Origin of the sequence: Ruegeria sp. SCSIO 43209 (genome assembly GCF_019904295.1) — a bacterium.
Classification (GTDB): domain Bacteria; phylum Pseudomonadota; class Alphaproteobacteria; order Rhodobacterales; family Rhodobacteraceae; genus Ruegeria.
In genome coordinates this window covers 30,266-52,492 of sequence record NZ_CP065362.1, presented here as the reverse complement: position 1 = coordinate 52,492, position 22,227 = coordinate 30,266, and the positions used below count along the sequence as shown (strand labels likewise).

The window sequence follows — 22,227 nt, the reverse complement described above, 5'->3', positions numbered from 1 at the left end:
GGATCAAAGATATTTGCTAATACTCTTCAATTCTTCCGCGGCTTGCCTGGAATCATCCCTGCCCGTCAGACAATGATCGATATGGTCGTGAATAAGCGCTCGTTTTGCGTTCATAACTGCTTTTTCAACGGCGTGTAGTTGCTGCGCGACGTCTGCGCAGGGACTCTGCTGTTCTAACATCTTGATGACTTTCGCAAGATGGCCTTCGGCCCGCTTAAGCCGCGCGATAATTGTTGGGTGTGAGGTGTGCATGTGATTCATATCACAACCACATATCCCTACCAGGGGGATAGGACAACAGGAAATCCTGCCGCGTCAATATGGGTTCGAAATTTGACTCGATTATACTAGAGATCTGGTTCAATGGCGCACTGGCATCAACGCTAGCTGACCAGCTCAGTCGCGCTCACAATGAAATTCCGCGTGTATTAACGGCAACTGCTACTCAGCTGCGCTCTTTAGTGAAGCCATAAGGTTGCGAAACTTCTCACCCTGTACGGCGACATGGTCACGCAGCGCATTCGCTGTTTCTTCCGGTACGCCTTTTTTCAGGGCTCTGACAATTTCTTCGTGTTCGGCCATGGACTGGGCCATACGACCACGGAACCGAAGCTGCTGTCGACGGAATGGTTTGAGCCTTCTGTGCAGCTTGGAAGTTTCTTGCTCTAAGAATGCATTGCCGGACTGTTGATAGATGATTCGATGGAACCGCTCGTTTTCCAGGTAGTACGCATCGGGATTGCCCGCATCCACGGCCAGTTGGCATTTGCTGTTAGCTTCGGTCAGTTCAAGCAAAGCTTCATCGGAAATGCGCAACGCCGCAAGTCGACCACAAACGGCTTCAAGCTCGGCCATGACCTCGAACATCTCCATCAGTTCCACCGGGCCGGGCTGTCGGACAAAAGCGCCCCGCCGCGCTATCAGATCGACCAACCCCGACAAGGCAAGTCTCTGGAATGCTTCCCTAAGTGGCGTTCGTGAGACCCCGAACTGCTCAGCCAGTTTGACCTCATCTAGACGGTCACCGTCCGAAAATGTCCCGTCAAAAATCAGCTCTTCCAAATCCTGAGCGATGGTATCTGCAAGTCGTTGGTCCATAGGTTTCTGTTTTACTTGTGATTAGGCGAGAACTCAAGAAATCATATCTTGTATACAAAAACCTTGACTAAAAAAACATTACTGCCCTATGCTTCTATTCATCCCCGGCTCATCCGGGACTGAAAACGGGAGGAAAAAATGAAATCAGTGTTCAAAACGGCCGTCGCTGCGTTGGCGCTTGCATCCGCAGGTACATTGGTGTCAGCGGAGGAACTGCGCCTGTCACATCAGTGGTCGAACAAGGACATTCGCCATCAAGTAGCACAGATTGTTGCAGACGAGGTTGCGGCGGCGGACGTTGATCTGGAAATCAAGATTTTCGGCTCGAAATCGCTGTTCAAGCCGCGCGAGCAGTACAAGCCGCTCAGCCGCGGTCAATTGGATATGACCATACTGCCGCTGTCCTACGCCGGCGGTCAGCAGCCTGCCTATAATCTGACGCTGATGCCGGGATTGGTGAAAAACCACGATCACGCTGCCCGTCTGGCCGACTCGCCCTTCATGGAGGCGTTGGAAGAGAAAATGGCTCAGGACGACGTGATGGTGCTGGTGCATGGCTATCTGGCCGGTGGCTTCGCCGGTAAAGACAAGTGCATCACGAACCCTGAGGATGTCGCAGGCCTGCAGACTCGCGCGGCAGGTAAATCCTTTGAGCAGATGCTGGCCGGCGCTGATGCCTCGATCGCATCAATGGCGTCGTCAGAAATATATAACGCCATGCAAACCGGCGTTTTGCAGGCGGCCAACACGTCGTCCTCGTCCTTTGTCAGCTACCGCATCTACGAGCAGGTTGCCTGCTATACCCCAGCCGGCGATGTGGCGCTGTGGTTCATGTATCAGCCGCTGCTGATGAACAAATCCACCTTCGACGGACTGAACGAAGATCAGCAAGCCGCATTGCTGGCTGCATCGAAAAAGGCACAGGCCTTCTATTTGGAAGAGGCCAAGAAACAGGACGCCAACTCGGCGAAAGTTTTTGCCGACGCCGGTGTTGAGATTGCGGAGATGAGCGCCGAAGACTTCGAAGCATGGCGTACGCTGGCAATGGAAACATCTTACAAGGCCTTCGTAGAAGAGGTTCCTGATGGGCAGGACCTGCTGGACAAGGCTCTGGCAGTCGAATGACCCCATCTTGCCGGGCGGCCTGCCGCCGCTCGGCATCCGATCTTGGTTCTGATCTTCTCTGATCTTCAGACTTAATTGCATCTCAATCACAGGAGGCGCAAATGGCCGGTCATAGCTCTGCCGTTGCTTCCCACACAGGGAACAATCCCTTCCTTCGCTTTGTCGCTGCACTTTCAACTCTGGCTGGATGGTGTTCCGCAGGCATGATCGTCGCTGCTGTCGCAATCACCTGCCAGATGATCATCGTGCGCTTCGTGCTGAATCAATCGACCATTTGGCAAACCGAAGCGGTCATTTATCTGGTCATCGCCGCAACCCTGGTCGGTCTGCCTTATGTGCAGCGTCTGCGCGGTCACGTGAATGTTGACCTGATCCCGATTTCGCTCGCACCTCGAGCCCGCTTTGTCATGGCGATCCTGACTTCGGTCCTGTCCATCGCCATCGTCTCAGTCATGCTGTTCTACGGCTACGAATATTGGCATTTCGCATGGGAGCGCGGATGGAAATCCGACACCGTTTGGGGCGTTCGCCTGTGGATTCCCTACCTCGCCATCCCAGTTGGCTTTGGTCTGCTGCTGTTGCAACTGCTCGCCGATCTCGTCGCCGTCCTGCTTGGCATCGATAAACCATTTGGTCTGGAGTAAAGCCGATGGATCCCCTTCTGCTCGGCGCTATTGTCGCCATCGCCACCATCCTTGTTCTTTTCTCGGGCGTGTCCGTGGCCATCGGCCTGCTGATCGTCTCGGCTGGGTTCCTAATCGTCTTTGACGGACCGCGCTCGCTGGAACTGATGCCGGAAATCCTGTTCGGCAAACTCGATAACTTCGCCCTTCTGTCTATCCCGATGTTCATCATCATGGGGGCCTCAATCGCCTCTACCAGAGCTGGAGCGGATTTGTACGAAGCGCTGGAACGCTGGCTGACCCGTGTTCCCGGCGGTCTGGTCGTATCAAACCTCGGTGCCTGTGCCCTATTTGCGGCTATGTCCGGTTCGTCACCCGCGACCTGTGCCGCCATCGGCAAGATGGGTATCCCGGAGATGCGCAAACGTGGCTATCCTGACGGCGTCGCCGCCGGTTCGATCGCTGCAGGCGGTACTCTGGGAATCCTGATCCCGCCATCGGTCACCATGATCGTTTACGGTATTGCCACCGAAACCTCGATTGGCCGTCTGTTTCTGGCCGGTGTGATCCCGGGCCTTATGCTGGTGGGTCTGTTCATGGCCTGGTCGCTGTATTCGACCTGGAAATCCGGTGACGCGACCCGTCTGGGTTCGGGCAGCTACACCTGGGCCGAACGGTTCGAGATTCTGCCGCGCGTGCTGCCCTTCCTCGGCATCATTCTGGGTGTGCTTTACGCCATGTATGGCGGTATCGCCACCCCGTCGGAAACGGCTGCTGTCGGTGCCCTGCTCTGCCTGCTGATCGCGATGATCATCTACAAGCTGTGGAACCCCAAGGACATCTGGGTCGTGCTGCGCGACAGCACCAAGGAAAGCGTGATGATCCTGTTCATCATCGCCGCTGCCGGTGTGTTCTCTTACATGCTCAGCTCGCTGTTCATCACACAGGCGATTGCCGAATGGATCGGTACGCTGGACGTGAACCGTTGGGTTCTGATGGGTGCGGTCAACGTGTTCCTGCTGATCGCCGGGTTCTTTCTGCCGCCCGTCGCTGTGATCCTGATGGCGGCACCGATCCTGCTGCCGATTATCACCACCGCTGGCTTCGATCCGATCTGGTTTGCGGTTGTACTGACCATCAACATGGAGATTGGCCTGATCTCGCCCCCTGTCGGCCTGAACCTCTATGTGATCAACGGCATTGCGCCCGACATCTCGCTCAAGACCATCCTGACAGGCTCTCTCCCCTTCGTGGCCTGCATGGTGATCGCGATTGTCCTGCTGTGCCTGTTCCCCGGTCTAGCCACATGGCTGCCTGACCTGGTGATGGGAGCAGCGGTATGACCCTGCTGGCGGATCTTCTATCCACCGTGTTCGAGCGGCGTTACCGCCGCGACGGCGCGGTGGCTCCGGATGGCCGACCACTGACCGAACTGGCCGACGCGCTGGTTGGGTCAGCGGGGGAAACTTCGGGGCTGGCGCTGGCCGAGGAAATCCTGACCCGGTTCGATACGCTGAGTGATGACGACAAGCTGGAGTTCTTCCGCTATCTCGCCACCGCCATGAATATCGATCCCGAGGCGGTACGTTCGTCACTGGACGAATACGAGCGCAACCCTTCGAAAGCGACCTATCGCACCTTTGCGGCTGCGGTGGAACCGGCCCGGCAGGAAATGATCCGCCGTCTGAACCGGGTACCCGGTGCCACCGGAGCGCTGGTTCAGATGCGCGCCGACCTATTGCGACTGGGCGGCAAGGAGCCCGAATTGCAGGCGCTTGACCTGGACTTCCGGCACCTGTTTGCCAGCTGGTTCAATCGTGGCTTTCTGGTGCTGCGCCCGATCAACTGGGAAAGCCCGGCGCATATTCTGGAAAAGATCATTGCGTATGAGGCGGTCCATGCCATCGACAGCTGGGATGACCTGCGCCGCAGGCTGGAACCCACTGACCGGCGCTGCTTTGCCTTTTTTCATCCCTCGATGCCTGATGAGCCGCTGATCTTTGTCGAAGTGGCGCTGAACAGCGGTATTCCGGGTTCCGTACAGGCCTTGCTCGCCGAAGACCGCGATCCATTGCCCGAAGATCAGGCCGATACGGCTGTGTTCTACTCGATCTCCAACTGTCAGGCCGGGTTGGCCAGCATCTCTTTCGGCAATTCGCTGATCAAACAGGTGGCCTCGGACCTGTCGGCTGAGTTGGCGGGGCTGAAAACCTTCGTCACGCTCTCGCCAATTCCGGGGCTGACCAAATGGTTGTCGCAGGAAGGCATCGATTGGAACATCGAAGAGCCCGATCAGATGAAAGCACTGGCCGCACATTACCTGTTGAACGCCAAAGGTCGGGGCGATCTGCCGTTCGATCCGGTGGCACGGTTCCATCTTGGCAACGGTGCGCTGGTCCATGCGGTTCATGCCGACGCGGATGTTTCGGACAAGGGCCGGGCACAGTCCGGTGGCACCATGGTCAACTATCTTTATGACCTTGGCCGCGTAGCGCAGAACCACGAACAGTTCGCCAACACCCGCGAGGTAATCGCCTCGTCCGAGGCCAAATCGCTTGCCGCGTCAGCCTCTCTCACCACGACACAGGAAAGGTAACCCTTATGGCCAATCCTCTCTATGACGGTTTGTTCGGCGCACATGCCGGTAAAGACACAGCCTTTTTGCAGTTGCTCGACGGAACGACCATCACCCATCAGGACTTCCTGAGCACCGCGGCACAAATCGCCCATGTGGCGACGCAGCTGGGCCTGAAACCCGGCGACCGGGTTGCGGCACAGATCGAGAAATCGCCCGAAGCGCTGGCGCTATATGCTGCCTGTGCGCAGGCAGGTCTTGTATTCCTGCCGCTCAATACCGCTTACACTGTGGATGAATTGACCTATTTCATCGAAAACAGTGGCGCCTCGCTGATCGTTTGTGACAGCCGCAGCGAAGAGAAACTCGCCCCGGTTGGTGCGCAGCTTGGCGCGAAGGTCGAAACCCTGAACGCCGATGGCAGCGGCAGCCTGATGGAGCAGGCTGCAGCAATGCCTGCCAGCTTTGAGACCGTTGACCGTGATGGCGACGATCTGGCCGCATTCCTCTATACATCGGGGACCACAGGCCGATCGAAGGGTGCGATGCTGACCCAGAACAACCTGTTGTCGAATGCACAGACGCTGGTCAAAGAATGGCGATTCACATCCGACGACGTGCTGCTGCATGCACTGCCGATCTTTCACACTCACGGACTATTCGTGGCCACCAATGTCACGCTGGCTGCAGGCAGCAGCATCGTTTTTATGCCCAAGTTCGATCTGGATGAGATCATCGGGCGGATGCCCAATGCCACGACCATGATGGGCGTGCCAACCTTCTACACCCGCCTTCTGGACGATGACCGCTTCACCAAGAATCTGGCCGCACATATGCGCCTGTTTGTTTCAGGCTCGGCACCCTTGCTGGCCGAAACCCATGTACAGTTCGAAGAACGCACCGGCCATCGCATCCTTGAACGCTATGGCATGACCGAAACTAACATGAACACCTCGAACCCCTATGACGGTGACCGCCGCGCAGGCACGGTGGGCTTTCCATTGCCTGGGGTCGAGCTGCAGATCTGTGATTCAGACGGCAATGCGCTGGCTCAGGGCGAGATCGGCGAGATCGAGGTACGCGGGCCCAACGTGTTCAAAGGTTACTGGCAGATGCCGGAGAAGACTGCCGCCGAACTGCGCGAGAACGGGTTCTTCATCACTGGCGATTTGGGCCGGATCGACGAAGACGGCTATGTTCATATTGTTGGCCGCAACAAAGACCTTATTATTTCAGGCGGTTACAACATCTATCCCAAAGAAATCGAGCTGGTTCTGGATGACCAGTCCGGCGTGCTGGAAAGCGCCGTGGTGGGCGTTCCACATCCCGATTTCGGCGAAACTGTTCTGGGCGTGATCGTTGCAGAGCCGGGCCAAACCCCCGATCTGGACGCAATGATGCAGGCCGTGCGCGGTAGCTTGGCGCGGTTCAAGCATCCACGCAAACTGATCCTGCTGGACGAACTGCCCCGCAACACCATGGGCAAAGTTCAAAAGAACATCCTGCGCGACCGATACAAAGACATGTTCGTGGCAGCGTAAGATGACCCTCCCCGGCCCGATAGCCCCTCTTCTCGATAATGCTACGGGCCTAACTTCAACAACCAGGGCAGGCGGACCTGTTCCCTTCTCTGGTTGTTGAATTTTTCTACCTGCTGGAGAACCAGAAATGTATGGAAATATTCTAGTCCCTGTTTCCTTTGATACCGACCGCGACGCGCAAAGAGCGCTGGATGTCGCACAAACTCTCCGCTCGGATGGTGGTCATATTACTCTATTGCATGTCATTGAGCACCTTCCGCAATACACAAGCGACCTGCTTCCTGAAAACCATCTGGATATCGCAAAGACCAGCGTTACTGACAAACTGGGCCCACTAGTCGACGGGGTTGCGGACTCCAAAATTGAAATTGTCGAAGGACAGTCGGGCCGTGGAATTCTCGATTATGCAACGAATAACAATGCAGACTGCATCGTTATCGCAAGCCACCAGCCTGGATTGCAGGATTATCTTCTGGGGTCCACAGCGGCACGCGTAGTCAGGCATGCAAACTGTTCCGTACACGTGGTGCGATAGTCTGGTCTACGGACCAGACGCAACGCCCACACACGACCGTCATACACCGCTAATACATCTGAAATGGCACTGAGCGGTCTATTCCAAGTCGTGCTTACGATATTCTCTAAGAGGAAAAAGAGTGACCAGCCCGAATACGTCTAAAGTGTTAATCCTTCTCGGCCCTCCTGGTGCCGGTAAGGGAACGCAATCCCGACTGCTTGAGCAAAAATTTGGCTTGGTTCAGTTGTCGACAGGCGATTTGCTCCGAAGATCGATTGAAAGCGGCAGCGAAACAGGCAAGGCGGTGGAATCTATCATGGCTGAAGGCAGGCTCGTCGGAGATGACATCGTCATTTCGATCTTGCGTGACCGTATGAGGGATTCGGACTGTGCCGGAGGGGTGATATTAGACGGATTTCCACGCACGCTTAGCCAGGCGCGCGCATTGGATCAACTATTGGCGGAAACGGGGCAGCAGATCAGCGCTGTCGTCAGTCTTGCGGTGGATGACAAGAAGATGGTCGACCGCATTTCCGGTCGCTTTACTTGTGCAGGATGTGGCGAAGGTTACCATGATACATTCAAACCGCTTGAGGCAGCGGAACGCTGCGACAATTGCGGAGGCTCTGAGTTTATGCGCCGCGCTGACGACAAGGCCGAAACAGTCGCTGCACGTCTGATTGAATATCGTGAACAGACTTCACCCTTGATCGACTACTATAGCCATATGGGCGTTTTGGCGAATGTTGATGCAATGGGACCGATCGAGGCAATCAATCGAAGCATCGAGGCCACCATATCATCAAGGTCGTGATGACAAAAGAAAGCAGAGGAATAAGACCTTTGCAATTACGCTTAGCCAAAGCAAAAACAGACCCAAGAAAGGCTGTTCAGACGTCATTTTCTTAAATGCGAAGCGTCTTTAGGAAAAGAAAAGCGCTTGCGGTAATCTCCCGGCGAGAGGTCGACTATTTCGTGAAACATTCGGCGGAATGCTGAAACATCCATATACCTCATATCCCGGGCGATGGTTCGATACTGGACTGCGATAGTTCCAGCCTCTGACAGGCATTGGTGATGCGACGCTGTTGCAGGTATTCCGATGGCGTGAAACCCGTGGCCGTCAGGAATCGGAATCCAAAAGTGCGCAGCTCAAGTCGAGCGGTGCGGGCCAATTCGGAAACCGGGATCGGGCCCGCATAACGCATTTGCACCCAATGCTGCGTTCGAAGGATTGCGTTGTCCCCATGAGTCAGGTTGGTCGAAAAAGAGATGTAAAAGCTCTGCGCCCGCTCGCCAGGGTCGATCAGAAAAAAACCGGGCGACCTGCATCAGTGGTCGCGATGCGAGCAGCTTGGTAGGCAAAGTGCTACTGCCACCTCCAACGAACAAGACAGGAGATGCCAGATTGAGATCGACGTTCACTCGGTCCCAGATCTATTGTTCATAAGGCATCACCAAATTGGACTATGTAGTTCTAGGAGGTTTAGTCGGTAAGATCCTTTTGCGACGCATGTAAGGTGCGCTCTGCAGCATTCCAGCCACTACTCGAGCACCCATTGCAGAAAGCAGTCCCATGACCGTCGGAGATGATGCCATTGGGACAGTCATCACGACAAGCGCCGCTCGCACATTATTGATCGCAGCCTTGCACTCGTATTTTGCGACAAGGCTTCGCACGCGCTGCCTGAGGAAACCCGGCGAGGAAGGTTGCGATGACTGCAACCCATGTCACCAATGGGGTGTCGAAGAACGAGGCAATTACACGGCCTGCGGCGACCTCAAATATTAACCCTATGGCAGCCCAAAAGAGGATCGAACTGATTGTGAACAAGAACATCAATGCGATCCAGTCAAAAGCCACCTTAATTCGCGAGTTGCTCCTGAGTTGCAGGTTCTCTTTACACCGATCTGTCGAGATGTCGGTAAAAACTGAGTTTCGGAATACAAGCAAAATGAGAAATCCACTGCGACTGAGATTCCCAAGTGTTGTTATTGCCCGCGCCTACGCAGTGTCATGTTTTGTATTTAAGTGATTTTCTTTTCGCTCTTTCAGCAGGTTCGTCAACCAATCCGGGTCCATCTCGGGAACCGAACTTAGCAGCAGCTTTGTATAGTCCGGGAAGGGTTCGGATAGAACGGTATTCTTCAATCCCTGCTCGACGACTTGACCATTCAGCATCACAACAATCTCGTCCGAAATAGCCTCGACCGTGGCAATGTCATGCGTGATGAACAGATAGGAGATTCCGCGCTCTTTTTGTAGGCGCATCAGCAATTGCAGTATGCCTTCCTGCACAATCTGGTCCAGTGCGGACGTCACTTCGTCACAAATAATCACCTCAGGGTCCGCGGCCAGAGCGCGCGCTATGCAAATTCTCTGTTTTTGTCCGCCGGACAATTCGCTGGGAAGACGATCGTAGAAGTCTTCCGACAACTCGATGGCTTCAAGCAGTTCGATGACCCGGTCTTCCTGCGCCCGGCCCCGCAGACCATGATAGAATTCCAGCGGACGTCCAATGATTTCACCTACGGTTTGACGCGGGTTCATCGCGGTATCGGCCATCTGATAAATCATCTGAATTCTGCGCAGCTGATCACGGCTGCGATTTTTCAGTTCGTTTGGCAGGACCTCGCTATTGAACGTGACCTGCCCGCTTGTGGCTGGCAGCAAGCCGGTGATCACCCGCGCCGTGGTCGATTTACCAGATCCGGATTCGCCGACAATCGACACCGTGCGCCCCCGCGGCAGGCTGATTGACACATTGTGCAACACCTTGGCGCTCTTGCCATAGGCCGCATCCACACCGTCAATTTTAAGGATGATATCATCCGAAGTCTCGGCTTGTTTTTGCAACAGCCGCACGGACCAGAGGGATTTGGTATACTCTTGCTCGGGCGCAGACAGCATTTTGCGCGTTTCCGCCTCTTCTACCTCTTCTCCATAGCGCAGCACCTTGATCCGGTCCGCCATCTGCGCGACCACCGCCAGGTCATGGGTTATGTAGATTGCGGCGGTATGAAATTCTTCGACGATCCGGCGCATAGCAGTCAGAACCTCGACCTGGGTCGTCACATCCAGCGCAGTTGTCGGTTCGTCGAAAATGATCAAATCGGGACGGGGTGACATCGCCATGGCTGTCATGATCCGCTGTAACTGGCCACCGGAGACCTGATGCGGATAGCGGTCACCAATCGTTTCGGGATGCGGTAACGACAACGAGGCATAAAGCGCGCGGGCATCCTCACGCGCGAAATTCTCGGGTTGCAGTCCCTCGCGCACCGTTGCAGCGACGGTCTGATCCAACAACTTTTGCGCCGGGTTGAACGACGCAGCCGCCGATTGGGCCACATAGGCTATCCGCGATCCCCACAGATGCTGCAGCACGTGGTCGTCCAGATCGCGCAACTCCTGCCCCTTGAACCGGATCGAACCGCCCGTGATACGACAGCCGGGCTGCGTGAATCCCATAGCCGCTTTGCCCAGCGTCGACTTGCCCGCGCCACTTTCGCCTATCAGGCCCAGCACCTCACCGCGCTTTAGGTTCAGGTTGACACCTTTGATGATCGGATTCCACTTTTCGTCCGAGAACCCCTCGATACGGATGTCGCGCATATCCAGCAGAAGATCAGTCTCAGTGTTCATCGCGTAATCCGCTTGTTTTGTGCAAGAACCAGTCGACGACAAAGTTGACCGCCACAGTGATCAACGCGATCGAGGCAGCGGGCAGCAGTGGCGTGATCCCGGCCTTGAAATCATATTTGGCGAACTGGATCAGGTTGGCGGTCTCGCGCACCATGGTGCCCCAATCGGCGGTGGGGGGCTGAATACCGACGCCCAGAAAGCTGAGCGCAGCGATGGTTAGGAACACGAAACAGAATCGCAGCCCGAACTCGGCCACCAGCGGAGGCATGATGTTGGGCAAAATCTCGCGACGCATCACCCAAGGCAGTTTTTCGCCGCGCAGCCGGGCTGCCTCGACATAATCCATCACTGCCACGTTCACCGCCACAGCGCGAGTCAGGCGGAACACGCGGGTTGAATCCAGAATCGCAATAATCAAAATCAACGACAGCGCCGACGAGCCGAAAATCGACAGCAGCATCAGCGCGAAAATCAGGCTGGGAATGGCCATAAATACATCTACGCCCCGGCTGATCAATTGATCCAGCCAACTGCGGTTAATCGCAGCGATCAGCCCCAGACCGCCTCCGATGAAGAACGCCAGCAGCGTAGTGAAAAAAGCGATACCGATGGTGTTGCGCGCGCCATAGATCAGCCGCGACAGGATATCACGCCCGATCTGGTCGGTACCCAGCCAATGCTCGGACGACCAGGGTGCGTAAGGCGTCGGGAATACCTCGGCCTCACCATAAGGCGCGATGACCGGCGCTCCGATTGCCATGATTAGATAGAACAGGATCACAAACATGCCGAAAATTGCTGTCGGCGGCGCTTTCTTCAGCTCGATCCAAATACGCTCGCGCTTGCTGCGACGGGTCCGCACGCGACCCACCTCGGCGGCGGCTGAATATGTCTTGCTTGTCTGGCTCATTTTGGGTGCAGAAGCCTCGGGTTGGTGACGATTCCAATGATGTCGGCAATCAAGTTCAGAAGGACATATGTGGCGGCGAATATCAGGGCGCACGCCTGAACCACCGGGATATCGCGCGAGCTGACCGCATCGACCATCAGTTGGCCGACGCCGGGATAGACGAACACCACCTCGACCACGACCACTCCAACTACCAGATAGGCCAGGTTGAACGCGACCACCGTTGAAATTGGCGCCCACGCATTGGGCAGCGCGTGATGCAGAACCACGCGGCGGGCGTTCTCTCCTTTCAACCGCGCCATCTCGACATAGGGTGAAGCTAGAAGACTGATCAGCGAAGCCCGCGTCATACGCATCATGTGCGCGACGATTACAAGTGTCAGTGTAAGCGCAGGTAATATGCATTTGACGATCCGCTCGACCAGCGGCATCCCTGGCTCCACATTGGCCAACGACGGCAACACCGGCCATAGCGTTCCGAACAGCAAAATCAGGATATAGGCCACGAAGAACTCGGGGAAAGAGATCGCCGTCAAGGTGCTGGCGCTGGCCAGCTTATCATAACGCGAATTGCGCCACAGCGCGGTGGTGATGCCCAGAAACAGCGCTAGCGGAACCGAGATCAGCGCCGCCATACCCGCAAGAAACAATGTGTTCCATAAGCGCGGTGCGACCAGTTCCACTACCGGACGTGATCGATCCACACCCGAACTCGCCCGACCTGAGAACGACGTTCCCAGATCCCCGGTCGCCAACGCACCGATCCAGTCGAAATATCGAATATAGGCAGGTTTATCGAGGCCAAGCTCGGCCCGGAACGCCGCCACCGTTTCCTCAGTCGCGGCCTGGCCCAGTACAGCCTCACCGAAATCGCCGGGCAGCATTTGTATTGAACAGAAGATAATGATGGAAACGACAACTAGGGTCACTACGCCAAGTCCCAGGCGTTTCAGTATCGTCACCAGAACCGGATGCATCTGAACTCCTTGCGTCTGCGGGGCTTCATTCGGCGGGTGCGCGCAGTCTAGACAGATCATCTCCGCAACACTGACAAAGAAAACATGACCTATGTCCCCGTTTTCTTCGTTTGTTGAAGCCGTACAGCCGAGTGATCTTCGCTTGGACGTTCGGAACGGGCCTGCGTGCTGCGGTTCAAAGAACATTGTGAACAACAGGTTCAACCAGGAGGCCCCAAATGAAAAAGCCCGGATCACCTTTCCTGTCCTCTCAGATGCAGAAACTGCAGAGCGGTCGGGTTTCACGTCGCAGCTTCATGTCAAGCGCACTGGCTGCAGGCCTTGCCGTTCCAGCAGCATTGAGCCTATCCGGACAAGCACTTGCGCAGGTCCCCAAAAAAGGCGGAGCGATCAAATTTGGCTTTGGCAGCGGTTCGACCACCGACTCGTTAGATCCAGCAACCTATGAAGGTACGATCAACACCGCTGTCGCCTATCTGTTCGGCAACAACTTGGTCGAAGTAGATGCAAGCGGCAATTTGGTGCCCGAACTCGCGACCGAGTATTCCTCGGACGACGCGATCACTTGGGTATTCACCCTGCGTGAAGGGGTCGAGTTCCACAATGGCCAAATCCTTAGCCCTGCCGATGTCATCGCCACTATCGACCACCACCGTGGCGAGGGATCGAAATCTGCGGTGAACGGCTTGGTCGCCCAAATCAAATCAATGCGCGCCGATGGCAACAACGTGGTGTTCGAGCTGGAATCAGCCAATGCCGACTTCCCATACATCCTGTCGGACTATCACTTGGTCATAATGCCTTCGACCGATGGCAAATTGACCGACCCGCAATCCGGTATCGGCACCGGTGGCTATATCATTGAGGTGTACGAGCCGGGCGTGCGGGTAAAGGCGCGCCGCAACCCGAATTACTTCAAACAGGATCGGGCCCATTTCGATGAGGTCGAGTTCCTTACTATCATCGACCCGACTGCGCGCCAGACTGCGCTGATGAACGGATCAGTCCAGGCAATCGACCGGGTCGATCCCAAGACGGTCGCCCTGTTATCGCGGGCACCACATATCAACATCCTCGAGAAAACCTCGACCCTGCATTACACGATACCAATGCGGGTCGATGCCGCGCCCTTCGACAATTACGATCTGCGCATGGCGCTGAAGCTGGCAGTCAAACGCCAGGAACTGGTCGACAAGATCCTGCTGGGTCATGGCTCATTGGGCAACGATCATCCGATCTCGACCGCCAACCGCTATTTCGACGGCGATCTACCGCAACGCGAATTTGATGCTGAAAAGGCCACCTATCACTATAAGAAATCAGGCCATAGCGGCGCGCTGCAGCTGTCATCTTCAGACGCGGCATTTGCTGGCGCAGTAGATGCGGCTCAATTGATCGCCGCATCCGCGGCCGAAGCAGGTATTGAAATCGAAGTGGTTCGCGAACCCTCGGATGGCTACTGGTCGAATGTCTGGAACAAGAAACCCTGGTCATTCTCGTACTGGTCGGGCCGCCCGACCGAGGACTGGATGTTTGCATCGGCCTATACCAACGACACCGAATGGAACGAGACCGCCTGGCGCACAGGCGAAGCCGCCGATCGCTTCAACGCCATCGTGGTCGAGGCCCGTGCAGAGCTGGACGACGCCAAACGCCGCACTCTGTATGCCGAAGCGCAGACTTTGGTTCATGATGATGGCGGTGCGATCGTTCCGATGTTCGCCAATCATATCATGGGTGTTGCCAAAACCGTCGCCCAGGGCGAGATCGCCGCGAATTGGGAAATGGATGGTGCCAAAGCCCCTGAACGCTGGTGGCTTGCCTGATCGCGCGCTCTCCGTCTGGTGGCCCGTGTCGGCAGATTTCTGGCCTGCAGAGACGATAGATGTCGCTTGCAGGCCTTTCTGTCGTAATCCAGCTTGCTGCCGCTATCTTGAAACTGCACATTTCGCCCATGACACAGACTGACATTCCGAATCCTACGGACCGCCGCGCAACCGGCTGTGATCTTGTGATCCTTGCATAAAGCAGGGCCTCGGGCCTTTTGCTTTACGCTGCGATTACAGGAATTTCGGAAGACCTCATGACAACTCAAACGCTGCGCCTGGCCATCGATATTGGCGGCACCTTCACCGATACGGTCCTTGTCTCTGGCGAAGAGACAATCCTGGCCTCCACCAAGACCCTGACCACCCATCAGAACCCTGCCGACGGCGCCATGGAAGGGGCCGCGCGAGTAATGCAGCAATCGGGCCGGACGCTGGATCAGGTGACCGGCTTTATCCACGGCACCACCCTGGCGACCAATGCGCTGATCGAACGTCGCGGCGCGGTGGTGGCGACGGTGACCACCGAAGGCTTTCGCGACATCCTGGAAATCGCGTATGAGCGGCGTTATTCGCAATACGATATCAACCTCGAGAAGCCTGACCTGCTGGTGCCGCGCGAGCGTGCTCTGACCGTGCGCGAACGCATGTCGGCGGGTGGTCAGGTATTGATCGAGCTCGAAGACTCGGCCATCGACGCACTGCTGGCCGATATCGACGCGAGCGGCGCAGAGGCCATAGCGATCTGCCTGATGCACGCTTATGCCAACCCCGCCCATGAACGCCGCCTACGCGATGTGCTGGCTGAGAAGCGGCCCGATCTGACCGTCTCGATCTCGTCCGAGGTCAGCCCCGAGGCGCGCGAGTTCGACCGGCTGTGCACCACCGTTGCCAATGCTTATATCCAGCCGCTGATGCAGACCTATCTGGCCCGTTTCGTCGACCGGTTCGAGGCCGAGGGCGTGACCTGTCCGATCCTGATGATGACGGCGGGCGGCGGCATGTGCACCGTGCGCACCGCCGCGCGTTTTCCGATCCGGCTGGTGGAATCCGGCCCCGCCGGAGGGGCCATTCTGGCCGCCCGCATCGCCGCCCGCACCGGGCTGGATCAGGTGCTGTCCTTTGACGTTGGCGGCACCACCGCTAAGATGTGCCTGATCGACAAGGCCCGCCCGCAGACCTCGCGCCAGTTCGAGATCGCCCGCGCCGCGCGGTTCATAAAGGGCTCGGGCATGCCAGTGCGCATCCCGGTGATAGAGATGATCGAGATCGGCGCGGGCGGTGGGTCCATCGCCGGGGTTGACCGGCTGGGACGCCTGACCGTGGGTCCGAAATCGGCGGGGTCTGAACCCGGACCCGTGGCCTTCATGCGCGGCGGCACCGAGCCCACTGTGACAGACAGCGACATTACGCTGGGCTACATCGTGCCCGACACATTTGCCGAGGGGCATATCAAGCTGGACCCCGAAGGCTCGAAACAGTCGCTGAGCCGGGTGATCGGGTCGAAACTAGATCTCGATGCCGTTGGCTCAGCCGACGGCGTCAGCCGCATCGTCGACGAAAGCATGGCCAGCGCGGGCCGGATGCACGCGGTGGAATCGGGCAAGGATCTTGGACCGCGCACGATGATTGCCTTTGGCGGCAACGGGCCGTTGCATGCCAGCCGGGTGGCACGGTCCGCCGGGGTCAGCCGCATTGTAATCCCGCCCAATCCGGGCGTGGGGTCTGCCGTGGGCTTCCTGTTCGCACCCGTGTCGTTCGAAATCGTCCGCTCGCGCTATTCGCTGTTGGACAGCATGGACATGGATGAGATCAACGCGCTGTTCGACGCAATGATTTCCGAAGCCAAAGGCGTGGTTGCCCAGGGCGCGGGCAATGCCCCGACCGAAACCCACCGCACAGCCTTCATGCGCTACAACGGTCAGGGTCACGAGATCGAGATCACTCTGTCCGACCGGCATCTGACGGCAGACGATATTGCACCGCTGACCACCGCCTTTGAGGAAGAATATCGCAAGCAGTTCTCACGCCCGGTGCCGGGGATGCAGATCGAGATTCTCAACTGGGCGGTGCGCGTCGCCACAAGCGACTGCGCCGTGCCGCCAGTACCGGAAACTCCGGCGTTGGCTACTATCACCGCAACCGAATCCCGCCCGATCACCTGCGATGTGGACGGGGCGCTGAGACAAGCCGCATTCGTGGCGCGGGCTGACCTACACCCCGGCGATCGCATACAAGGCCCCGCCCTGATCCACGAACCGCAGACCACCACGCTGGTCTCGGCCGATTTCTCGGCCCATGTGGATGCCATAGGAAACCTCGTCCTGGTTCAGGACCAGAAAGGAGGCGCATGATGACGACCGATCTGTCCCCCGCCCGCCTACAAGTGATGTGGAACCGTTTGCTGGCGGTGGTCGAGGAACAGGGCCAGACCCTGATCCGCGCCGCCTTTTCGCCCATCGTGCGCGAATGCGGCGATATCTCCGCCGGGATCTTCGACGTCAACGGCCGGATGCTGGCACAGGCGGTGACCGGCACGCCGGGCCATATCAACACCATGGCCGAAGCGGTGCAGCACCTGCGCGCCGCCTTCCCGGTTCAGACCATGAAACCGGGCGATATCTACATGACCAACGATCCGTGGCTGGCCTCGGGGCATTTGAACGACTTCCTGCTGATGATGCCCGCGTTCAAGGATGGCAAGGTAGTGGGCTTCACCTCATGCACCTCGCATCTGGTTGATCTGGGTGGTCTGGGCATGGGGCCGGAAGGGTCCGACATCTATGACGAGGGGCTGCTGATTCCGCCCTGTAAACTGGTCGAGGAAGGCATCCCCAACGCGCTGCTGCTGGACATCATCCGCGCCAACAGCCGCGAGCCCATCGCCAACGAGGGCGACATCTATGCCCTGATCGCCTGTTGCGAGGCCGGGGTGAACCGGCTGGTCAGTATGATGGAAGAGTTCGGCCTGACCGATCTGGATGCGCTGGGGTCCTACATCATCGACACTTCGCGCCGTGGCACGCTTGAGGCCATCGCCGAGGTGCCCAAAGGTATCTACAAAAACGTCCTGAAAATGGATGGCTATGAGAATGAGCTGGAGTTGCACGCAACCCTGACCGTCAGTAAATCGGGGATGCATGTGGATTTCACCGGCACCTCGGGTTGTTCGCGCAAGGGCATCAACGTGCCGCTGAACTATGCTACCGCCTATACGGTGTTTGCGCTGCGCTGCATCGTCGGCTCGGACATCCCCAACAATGCCGGATCGCTGGAGCCGTTCACCGTCGACGGCCCCAAGGGCTGCATCCTGAACGCACAGCGCCCGGTGCCGGTGGCGATGCGGCACACGCTGGGTCAGGTGACACCCGATCTGGTGCTGGGCTGTCTGCATCAGGCACTACCTGATGAAGTGCCCGCCGAGGGCGCAAGCTGCATGTTCGACCTGCCCATGCGCCACGCCCCCGAGGTGGCCCGCGATGGTGGGCGCGAATTCGCAGTGGAACCGGTACATAATGGCGGCACCGGCGCGCGGCCTCATGCGGACGGGCTGTCAGCCACCGCCTACCCCTCGGGCGTGTTCGGTTCGCAGGTGGAGATCACCGAAAGCGTCGCGCCCGTCACCATCTGGCGGCGCGAACTGCGTGCGGATTCCGGCGGCGCGGGCAAGTATCGCGGCGGGCTGGGGCAGCGGATCGAGATGACCTCGTCCAACGGTGCGCCCTTCATCGTGTTCCTGTCGGTCGAGCGGCTGAAATTCCCCGCCCTGGGCCGCATGGGCGGTCAGCCCGGCGCGCCGGGGCGCATCCGGTTCCGTGATGGCGACAGCGACATTCCCGGCAAGGGAGAGCTGCGGGTCGAAGGCGGCGATTATCTGATCTTCGACACTCCCGGTGGTGGCGGTTTCGGCGATCCGGGCGACCGCAACTCGGATGCGCTGGCGCTGGACCTCAAACGCGGTTTGGTCAGTGCCGAGGGGGCCAAAGCTTACGGAGGTGACACATGATCCGTCCGGTTTCTTATGTCGGCGCCATGGGCGCCTATGCGCTGGCCGATCTGGGTGCCGAAGGCACAATCTCGCTGGCGCAGAACGAAAGCGCCTTTCCGGCCAGTCCGTCCGCCGTGGCGGCCGGGCAGGCGGCGCTGGCTGATCTGACGCTATACCCCGATCCCGAATGGCCCGACATGCGCGCGGCCATTGCCGGGGTACACGGGCTCGACCCGGCGCGGGTGCTGTGCGGCGCGGGCTCGATGGAGCTGATCGGCTGCCTGATCCGCGCCTTTGCCGGGCCCGGCGATCAGGTGCTGGGCACGCAATATGGCTATGCCTTTGTCACTTCGGCCACGGCACAGGCGCAGGCCGAATACGTGGCCGCGCCCGAGGTCGATCTGACCGTATCCGTCGACGCGGTTCTGGCCGCCGTCACCCCGGCGACCCGTATCGTGTTCGTCTGTAATCCGGGCAATCCCACCGGCACCCTGATCCCGAATTCCGAGATCCTGCGCCTGCGCAACGCGCTACCCGGCGACGTGCTGCTGGTGGTCGATCAGGCCTATGCCGAGTTCGCCGACCAAGCCAACGATCCAGCAGAGATTTTCGCGCTGGCTGATCGGGGGGATACCGTGATCACCCGCACCTTCTCCAAGGCTTACGGGCTTGCCGGGGCGCGCGCCGGGTGGGGCCATTTCCCCATGGGTATCGCCGGAGAGCTGCGCAAGCTGCTGAACCCCAATAATATCTCGATTGCCTCGCAGGCTGCGGCAGCGGCGGCGATGCGCGATCAGGCGCATATGCGGGACGTGGTCGCGAAAACGGCAACCATTCGCGATCGGTTCGCGCAGGACTGCCGCGATCTGGGGCTGATCGTGCCGGACAGCCACACCAATTTCGTGCTGATCCGCTTTGCCTCGACCGAGCAGGCGCAACATGCCGACGCCGCGCTACGGGCCGAGAAACTGCTGATGCGCGGTATGGGCGGCTATGGTCTGTCCGACTGCCTGCGCGCCACGATCTGCGACACGCCGGTAATGGATCGCTGTCTGGCCGTTCTAAGAAAGGTAACGTCATGAGCCACGAAACGCGTACCCGGGCCAAGATCGGCGTTCTGGTGCCCTTCACCAATACCAACCTCGAGGCCGATATGGCCTTGATGCGCTGCCCGGATACCACCGTGCATTTCCAGCGCATGGGTGGTTATGATGTCGATGAAATCCCCGGTTCTGACCAGATGGCGGGGCTTGGGGCCTCGGACATCAGCCACGATTTGCGGATGATTTCGGGCGTGCGGCCAGATGTGGTGCTGTACGGCTGCACCTCGGCCACGCTGACCCATGGACCGTCTTTCGACGCCGATCTGGCGCAGCAGATCAAGGCCGGATCGGGGGCGCAATCGCTGACAGCCGCCGGATCGCTGATCGCTGCCATTCAGGCGCTTGGGGTGACGAAAGTGGGCTTTTCCTCGCCCTATCTGGGCGAGATCAACACGCAGGCGATGGATTTCATGGCCGCAAACGACATCGAAACCGTGCGTTGCGCCGATGTTGGCCGCGAGCTGGGCAATTACGGACAGGGAGAGCTGACCCCGGACGAGGTTTACGACCTCGCCTGTGAGGCAGACCACCCGAACGCGCAAGCCGTCGTGCTCAGCTGCACCGACATGCGCGCAGTCGAGGCCATCGAGCAGATCGAGGACACGCTGGACAAGCCGGTAGTGACCTCAAATCAGGCGATGATGTTCTGCATGATGCGGGCGCTGGGTCTGCCACGCCACGAGGCTCTGCCGGGCCGGTTGTTCGATCTTCTGTAAACGAACCGGGGCAGCGGTCGACCCCCCTGCCCCGATATTCCATCAGGGTTCGCCGCTGCCGATCTCTTCCTTGCGTTTGGCGATATAGGCATCCAGCTCCTCACGCACAGAGGGGTCCATCTCGGGCATCTGATACTCGCGTAGCGCCTGCTGCCAAACCTCGGTGGCGCGTTGCAGGGCGTCCTTGGCTCCGGCCGCCTCCCAGTTTTCATAGTTCTGCCAGTCGGACAGCATCGGTTTGTAGAACGCGGTCTCATAGCGTTCCATCGTGTGATCGACGCCAAAGAAATGGCCGCCAGTGGGCACCGATTTGATGGTGTCCAGGCCCAGTTCATCCGTGTCAAATTTCATCGGTTTGAGGAATTCCATCATGTTCTGGATGATCTCGATATCCATGACGAATTTCTCATAAGATGCGGTCAGCCCGCCCTCAAGCCAGCCGGCGGCATGATAGACGATATTGGCCCCTCCCAGAACCGCGCCCCATGTGGCCATCATCGTTTCGTATGCCGCCTGCAAATCCACCACGTTGGATGCATTTGCGTTCGATGTCCGGTATGGAATACCATAGCGCCGCGCCAGCTGCCCGCCGACAATATTCGCCTTGGCATTTTCCGGTGTGCCAAAGGCCGGAGCCCCGGATTTCATGTCCACATTCGAGGTGAATGAGCCATACATGACAGGCGCTCCCGGGCTGACCAACTGCGTCAGCACCACACCGAACAGCGCCTCGGCGTTCTGTTGCGCCAGCGCGGCAGGTAGCGTGACCGGTGTCATTGCCCCCATCAGAGTGAATGGCGTGACCGTCACAGGTTGACCATACTCGGCCATCGCGATCAGGCCGTCACCCATGGCATCGTCGAACAGGCGTGGAGAGTTCACCGAAATGATTGTGATCACCCCCGGATCGCCGCGCATGTCCTCAGGTTTCTGACCGCGCGAAATCGCCATCATGTTGATGCCATCCATCGCCCGCCCGCGCCCGATAGCGGTGCAGTGAAAGCTCAGGTCGCTATAGCTCAGGTTGGCGTTGTAGGTGTCCAGATGGCGGTTGTTGGCGGGCATTTCGATCGGGGCCATCACCTGATTGCCGATCAGATGGATAGCGTTGAAGTGCTGCGCCAACCGGATGAAGTTGCAATAGTCATCGTAATTACCCTGACGGCGGCCATTGATACAGTCATGTACGTTCGGCGGCCCGGCAACCAAACCAAAATTCACATGATCGCCGCCCAGCGTAATCTGTTTCGCGCGGTTGCGAGAGGTCAGCGTGAATTCCGAGGGCACCGTTTTCAACGCTTCGGCGACAATGGTTTCGTCCATACGGATGGTCTTGGTGTCGCGGTCTACGATGGCCCCCGCGCATTCGAAAATGTCCATAACATTGTCGCCCATCACCCGGATACCGGCCTCGGACAGAATGCGCATTGAGGTTGTATGCAGCTGATCCATCTGTTCAGGGTTTAACAGCTCGAATGGCGGATAGCTGTTGCGCACCTGTTGCCAGGGCAGCTGTTCGATCCCCACCGCCGCGCGCCCGGATTTGCCGCGTCGCCCGCCGCTGCGTCTGTCTCGTGCCATT

19 protein-coding genes are annotated in these 22,227 nt (G+C 58.2%); 12 read left to right on the top strand and 7 right to left on the bottom strand.

What is annotated here, in order from left to right:
* Positions 1–3: 3 nt before the first annotated feature.
* On the bottom strand, positions 4–252 hold the full coding sequence (locus I5192_RS19755) for a metal-sensing transcriptional repressor (protein WP_370644472.1): 249 nt from the start codon (positions 250–252) through the stop codon (positions 4–6).
* Positions 253–441: 189 nt separating this feature from the next.
* Entirely contained in the window at positions 442–1,098 is a 657-nt protein-coding gene (locus tag I5192_RS19750; protein WP_170423179.1) for a GntR family transcriptional regulator, read from the bottom strand.
* Between the two features lie 138 nt (positions 1,099–1,236).
* On the opposite strand from I5192_RS19750, the gene dctP reads away from it, so the two are divergent.
* From dctP to I5192_RS19715, 7 genes are all read left to right on the top strand, one after another.
* Positions 1,237–2,223 carry a TRAP transporter substrate-binding protein DctP gene (gene dctP / locus I5192_RS19745; RefSeq protein ID WP_223118574.1) on the top strand — a complete coding sequence of 329 codons (987 nt, stop codon included), beginning with the start codon at positions 1,237–1,239 and terminating at the stop codon, positions 2,221–2,223.
* 101 nt (positions 2,224–2,324) lie between these two features.
* On the top strand, positions 2,325–2,867 hold the full coding sequence (locus tag I5192_RS19740) for a TRAP transporter small permease (protein WP_170647033.1): 543 nt from the start codon (positions 2,325–2,327) through the stop codon (positions 2,865–2,867).
* Positions 2,868–2,872: 5 nt separating this feature from the next.
* Complete coding sequence (locus I5192_RS19735) at positions 2,873–4,189, top strand: TRAP transporter large permease (RefSeq protein ID WP_170423173.1); 1,317 nt, start codon at positions 2,873–2,875, stop codon at positions 4,187–4,189.
* On the top strand, positions 4,186–5,442 hold the full coding sequence (locus I5192_RS19730; RefSeq protein ID WP_170423171.1) for a malonyl-CoA decarboxylase: 1,257 nt from the start codon (positions 4,186–4,188) through the stop codon (positions 5,440–5,442). The genes I5192_RS19735 and I5192_RS19730 overlap by 4 nt, the downstream gene beginning before the upstream one ends.
* A gap of 5 nt (positions 5,443–5,447) precedes the next feature.
* Positions 5,448–6,962: a malonyl-CoA synthase gene (locus I5192_RS19725; RefSeq protein WP_223118573.1), complete on the top strand. Its 1,515-nt coding sequence runs from the start codon at positions 5,448–5,450 to the stop codon at positions 6,960–6,962.
* 127 nt (positions 6,963–7,089) lie between these two features.
* Positions 7,090–7,497, top strand: coding sequence for a universal stress protein (locus I5192_RS19720; RefSeq protein ID WP_170423167.1), 408 nt, complete (start codon positions 7,090–7,092; stop codon positions 7,495–7,497).
* Positions 7,498–7,618: 121 nt separating this feature from the next.
* Entirely contained in the window at positions 7,619–8,293 is a 675-nt protein-coding gene (locus tag I5192_RS19715) for an adenylate kinase (protein ID WP_223118572.1), read from the top strand.
* A gap of 199 nt (positions 8,294–8,492) precedes the next feature.
* On the opposite strand, the gene I5192_RS19710 is transcribed toward I5192_RS19715, so the two are convergent.
* The 4 genes from I5192_RS19710 to I5192_RS19695 all read right to left on the bottom strand — a co-directional run bounded on the left by I5192_RS19710 (position 8,493) and on the right by I5192_RS19695 (position 13,012).
* The gene (locus I5192_RS19710; protein WP_223118571.1) at positions 8,493–8,693 is read right to left on the bottom strand and encodes a hypothetical protein; all 201 of its coding nucleotides are present in this window, start codon (positions 8,691–8,693) and stop codon (positions 8,493–8,495) included.
* A gap of 791 nt (positions 8,694–9,484) precedes the next feature.
* On the bottom strand, positions 9,485–11,125 hold the full coding sequence (locus I5192_RS19705; RefSeq protein WP_223118570.1) for an ABC transporter ATP-binding protein: 1,641 nt from the start codon (positions 11,123–11,125) through the stop codon (positions 9,485–9,487).
* On the bottom strand, positions 11,115–12,035 hold the full coding sequence (locus I5192_RS19700) for an ABC transporter permease (RefSeq protein ID WP_223118569.1): 921 nt from the start codon (positions 12,033–12,035) through the stop codon (positions 11,115–11,117). The genes I5192_RS19705 and I5192_RS19700 overlap by 11 nt, the downstream gene beginning before the upstream one ends.
* The gene (locus I5192_RS19695; protein ID WP_170465664.1) at positions 12,032–13,012 is read right to left on the bottom strand and encodes an ABC transporter permease; all 981 of its coding nucleotides are present in this window, start codon (positions 13,010–13,012) and stop codon (positions 12,032–12,034) included. The genes I5192_RS19700 and I5192_RS19695 overlap by 4 nt, the downstream gene beginning before the upstream one ends.
* Before the next feature lie 218 nt (positions 13,013–13,230).
* Here I5192_RS19695 and I5192_RS19690 point away from each other — a divergent pair, with 218 nt between their 5' ends.
* The 5 genes from I5192_RS19690 to I5192_RS19670 all read left to right on the top strand — a co-directional run bounded on the left by I5192_RS19690 (position 13,231) and on the right by I5192_RS19670 (position 20,645).
* Positions 13,231–14,838, top strand: a complete 1,608-nt coding sequence (locus I5192_RS19690) for an ABC transporter substrate-binding protein (RefSeq protein WP_170596386.1) — start codon at positions 13,231–13,233, stop codon at positions 14,836–14,838.
* 257 nt (positions 14,839–15,095) lie between these two features.
* Positions 15,096–17,192: a hydantoinase/oxoprolinase family protein gene (locus I5192_RS19685; protein WP_223118568.1), complete on the top strand. Its 2,097-nt coding sequence runs from the start codon at positions 15,096–15,098 to the stop codon at positions 17,190–17,192.
* A complete protein-coding gene (locus I5192_RS19680) occupies positions 17,189–18,844 on the top strand; it encodes a hydantoinase B/oxoprolinase family protein (RefSeq protein WP_223118567.1) in 1,656 nt (551 codons plus the stop codon). The genes I5192_RS19685 and I5192_RS19680 overlap by 4 nt, the downstream gene beginning before the upstream one ends.
* The gene (locus tag I5192_RS19675; RefSeq protein ID WP_223118566.1) at positions 18,841–19,908 is read left to right on the top strand and encodes a histidinol-phosphate transaminase; all 1,068 of its coding nucleotides are present in this window, start codon (positions 18,841–18,843) and stop codon (positions 19,906–19,908) included. Before I5192_RS19680 ends, I5192_RS19675 begins: the two co-directional genes overlap by 4 nt.
* Positions 19,905–20,645: an Asp/Glu racemase gene (locus I5192_RS19670; RefSeq protein WP_223118565.1), complete on the top strand. Its 741-nt coding sequence runs from the start codon at positions 19,905–19,907 to the stop codon at positions 20,643–20,645. Before I5192_RS19675 ends, I5192_RS19670 begins: the two co-directional genes overlap by 4 nt.
* A 42-nt stretch (positions 20,646–20,687) precedes the next feature.
* On the opposite strand, the gene I5192_RS19665 is transcribed toward I5192_RS19670, so the two are convergent.
* Positions 20,688–22,226 carry a trimethylamine methyltransferase family protein gene (locus I5192_RS19665; protein WP_223118564.1) on the bottom strand — a complete coding sequence of 513 codons (1,539 nt, stop codon included), beginning with the start codon at positions 22,224–22,226 and terminating at the stop codon, positions 20,688–20,690.
* Position 22,227: the final 1 nt, after the last annotated feature.

Coding starts and splice junctions, on each gene's coding strand:
- I5192_RS19750 (WP_170423179.1), bottom strand. CDS start 1,098: ATGGACCAACGACTTGCAGATACCATCGCTCAGGATTTGGAAGAGCTG.
- I5192_RS19690 (WP_170596386.1), top strand. CDS start 13,231: ATGAAAAAGCCCGGATCACCTTTCCTGTCCTCTCAGATGCAGAAACTG.
- I5192_RS19755 (WP_370644472.1), bottom strand. CDS start 252: ATGCACACCTCACACCCAACAATTATCGCGCGGCTTAAGCGGGCCGAA.
- I5192_RS19720 (WP_170423167.1), top strand. CDS start 7,090: ATGTATGGAAATATTCTAGTCCCTGTTTCCTTTGATACCGACCGCGAC.
- I5192_RS19675 (WP_223118566.1), top strand. CDS start 18,841: ATGATCCGTCCGGTTTCTTATGTCGGCGCCATGGGCGCCTATGCGCTG.
- I5192_RS19695 (WP_170465664.1), bottom strand. CDS start 13,012: ATGCATCCGGTTCTGGTGACGATACTGAAACGCCTGGGACTTGGCGTA.
- I5192_RS19705 (WP_223118570.1), bottom strand. CDS start 11,125: ATGAACACTGAGACTGATCTTCTGCTGGATATGCGCGACATCCGTATC.
- dctP (WP_223118574.1), top strand. CDS start 1,237: ATGAAATCAGTGTTCAAAACGGCCGTCGCTGCGTTGGCGCTTGCATCC.
- I5192_RS19735 (WP_170423173.1), top strand. CDS start 2,873: ATGGATCCCCTTCTGCTCGGCGCTATTGTCGCCATCGCCACCATCCTT.
- I5192_RS19730 (WP_170423171.1), top strand. CDS start 4,186: ATGACCCTGCTGGCGGATCTTCTATCCACCGTGTTCGAGCGGCGTTAC.
- I5192_RS19680 (WP_223118567.1), top strand. CDS start 17,189: ATGATGACGACCGATCTGTCCCCCGCCCGCCTACAAGTGATGTGGAAC.
- I5192_RS19700 (WP_223118569.1), bottom strand. CDS start 12,035: ATGAGCCAGACAAGCAAGACATATTCAGCCGCCGCCGAGGTGGGTCGC.
- I5192_RS19665 (WP_223118564.1), bottom strand. CDS start 22,226: ATGGCACGAGACAGACGCAGCGGCGGGCGACGCGGCAAATCCGGGCGC.
- I5192_RS19670 (WP_223118565.1), top strand. CDS start 19,905: ATGAGCCACGAAACGCGTACCCGGGCCAAGATCGGCGTTCTGGTGCCC.
- I5192_RS19725 (WP_223118573.1), top strand. CDS start 5,448: ATGGCCAATCCTCTCTATGACGGTTTGTTCGGCGCACATGCCGGTAAA.
- I5192_RS19685 (WP_223118568.1), top strand. CDS start 15,096: ATGACAACTCAAACGCTGCGCCTGGCCATCGATATTGGCGGCACCTTC.
- I5192_RS19740 (WP_170647033.1), top strand. CDS start 2,325: ATGGCCGGTCATAGCTCTGCCGTTGCTTCCCACACAGGGAACAATCCC.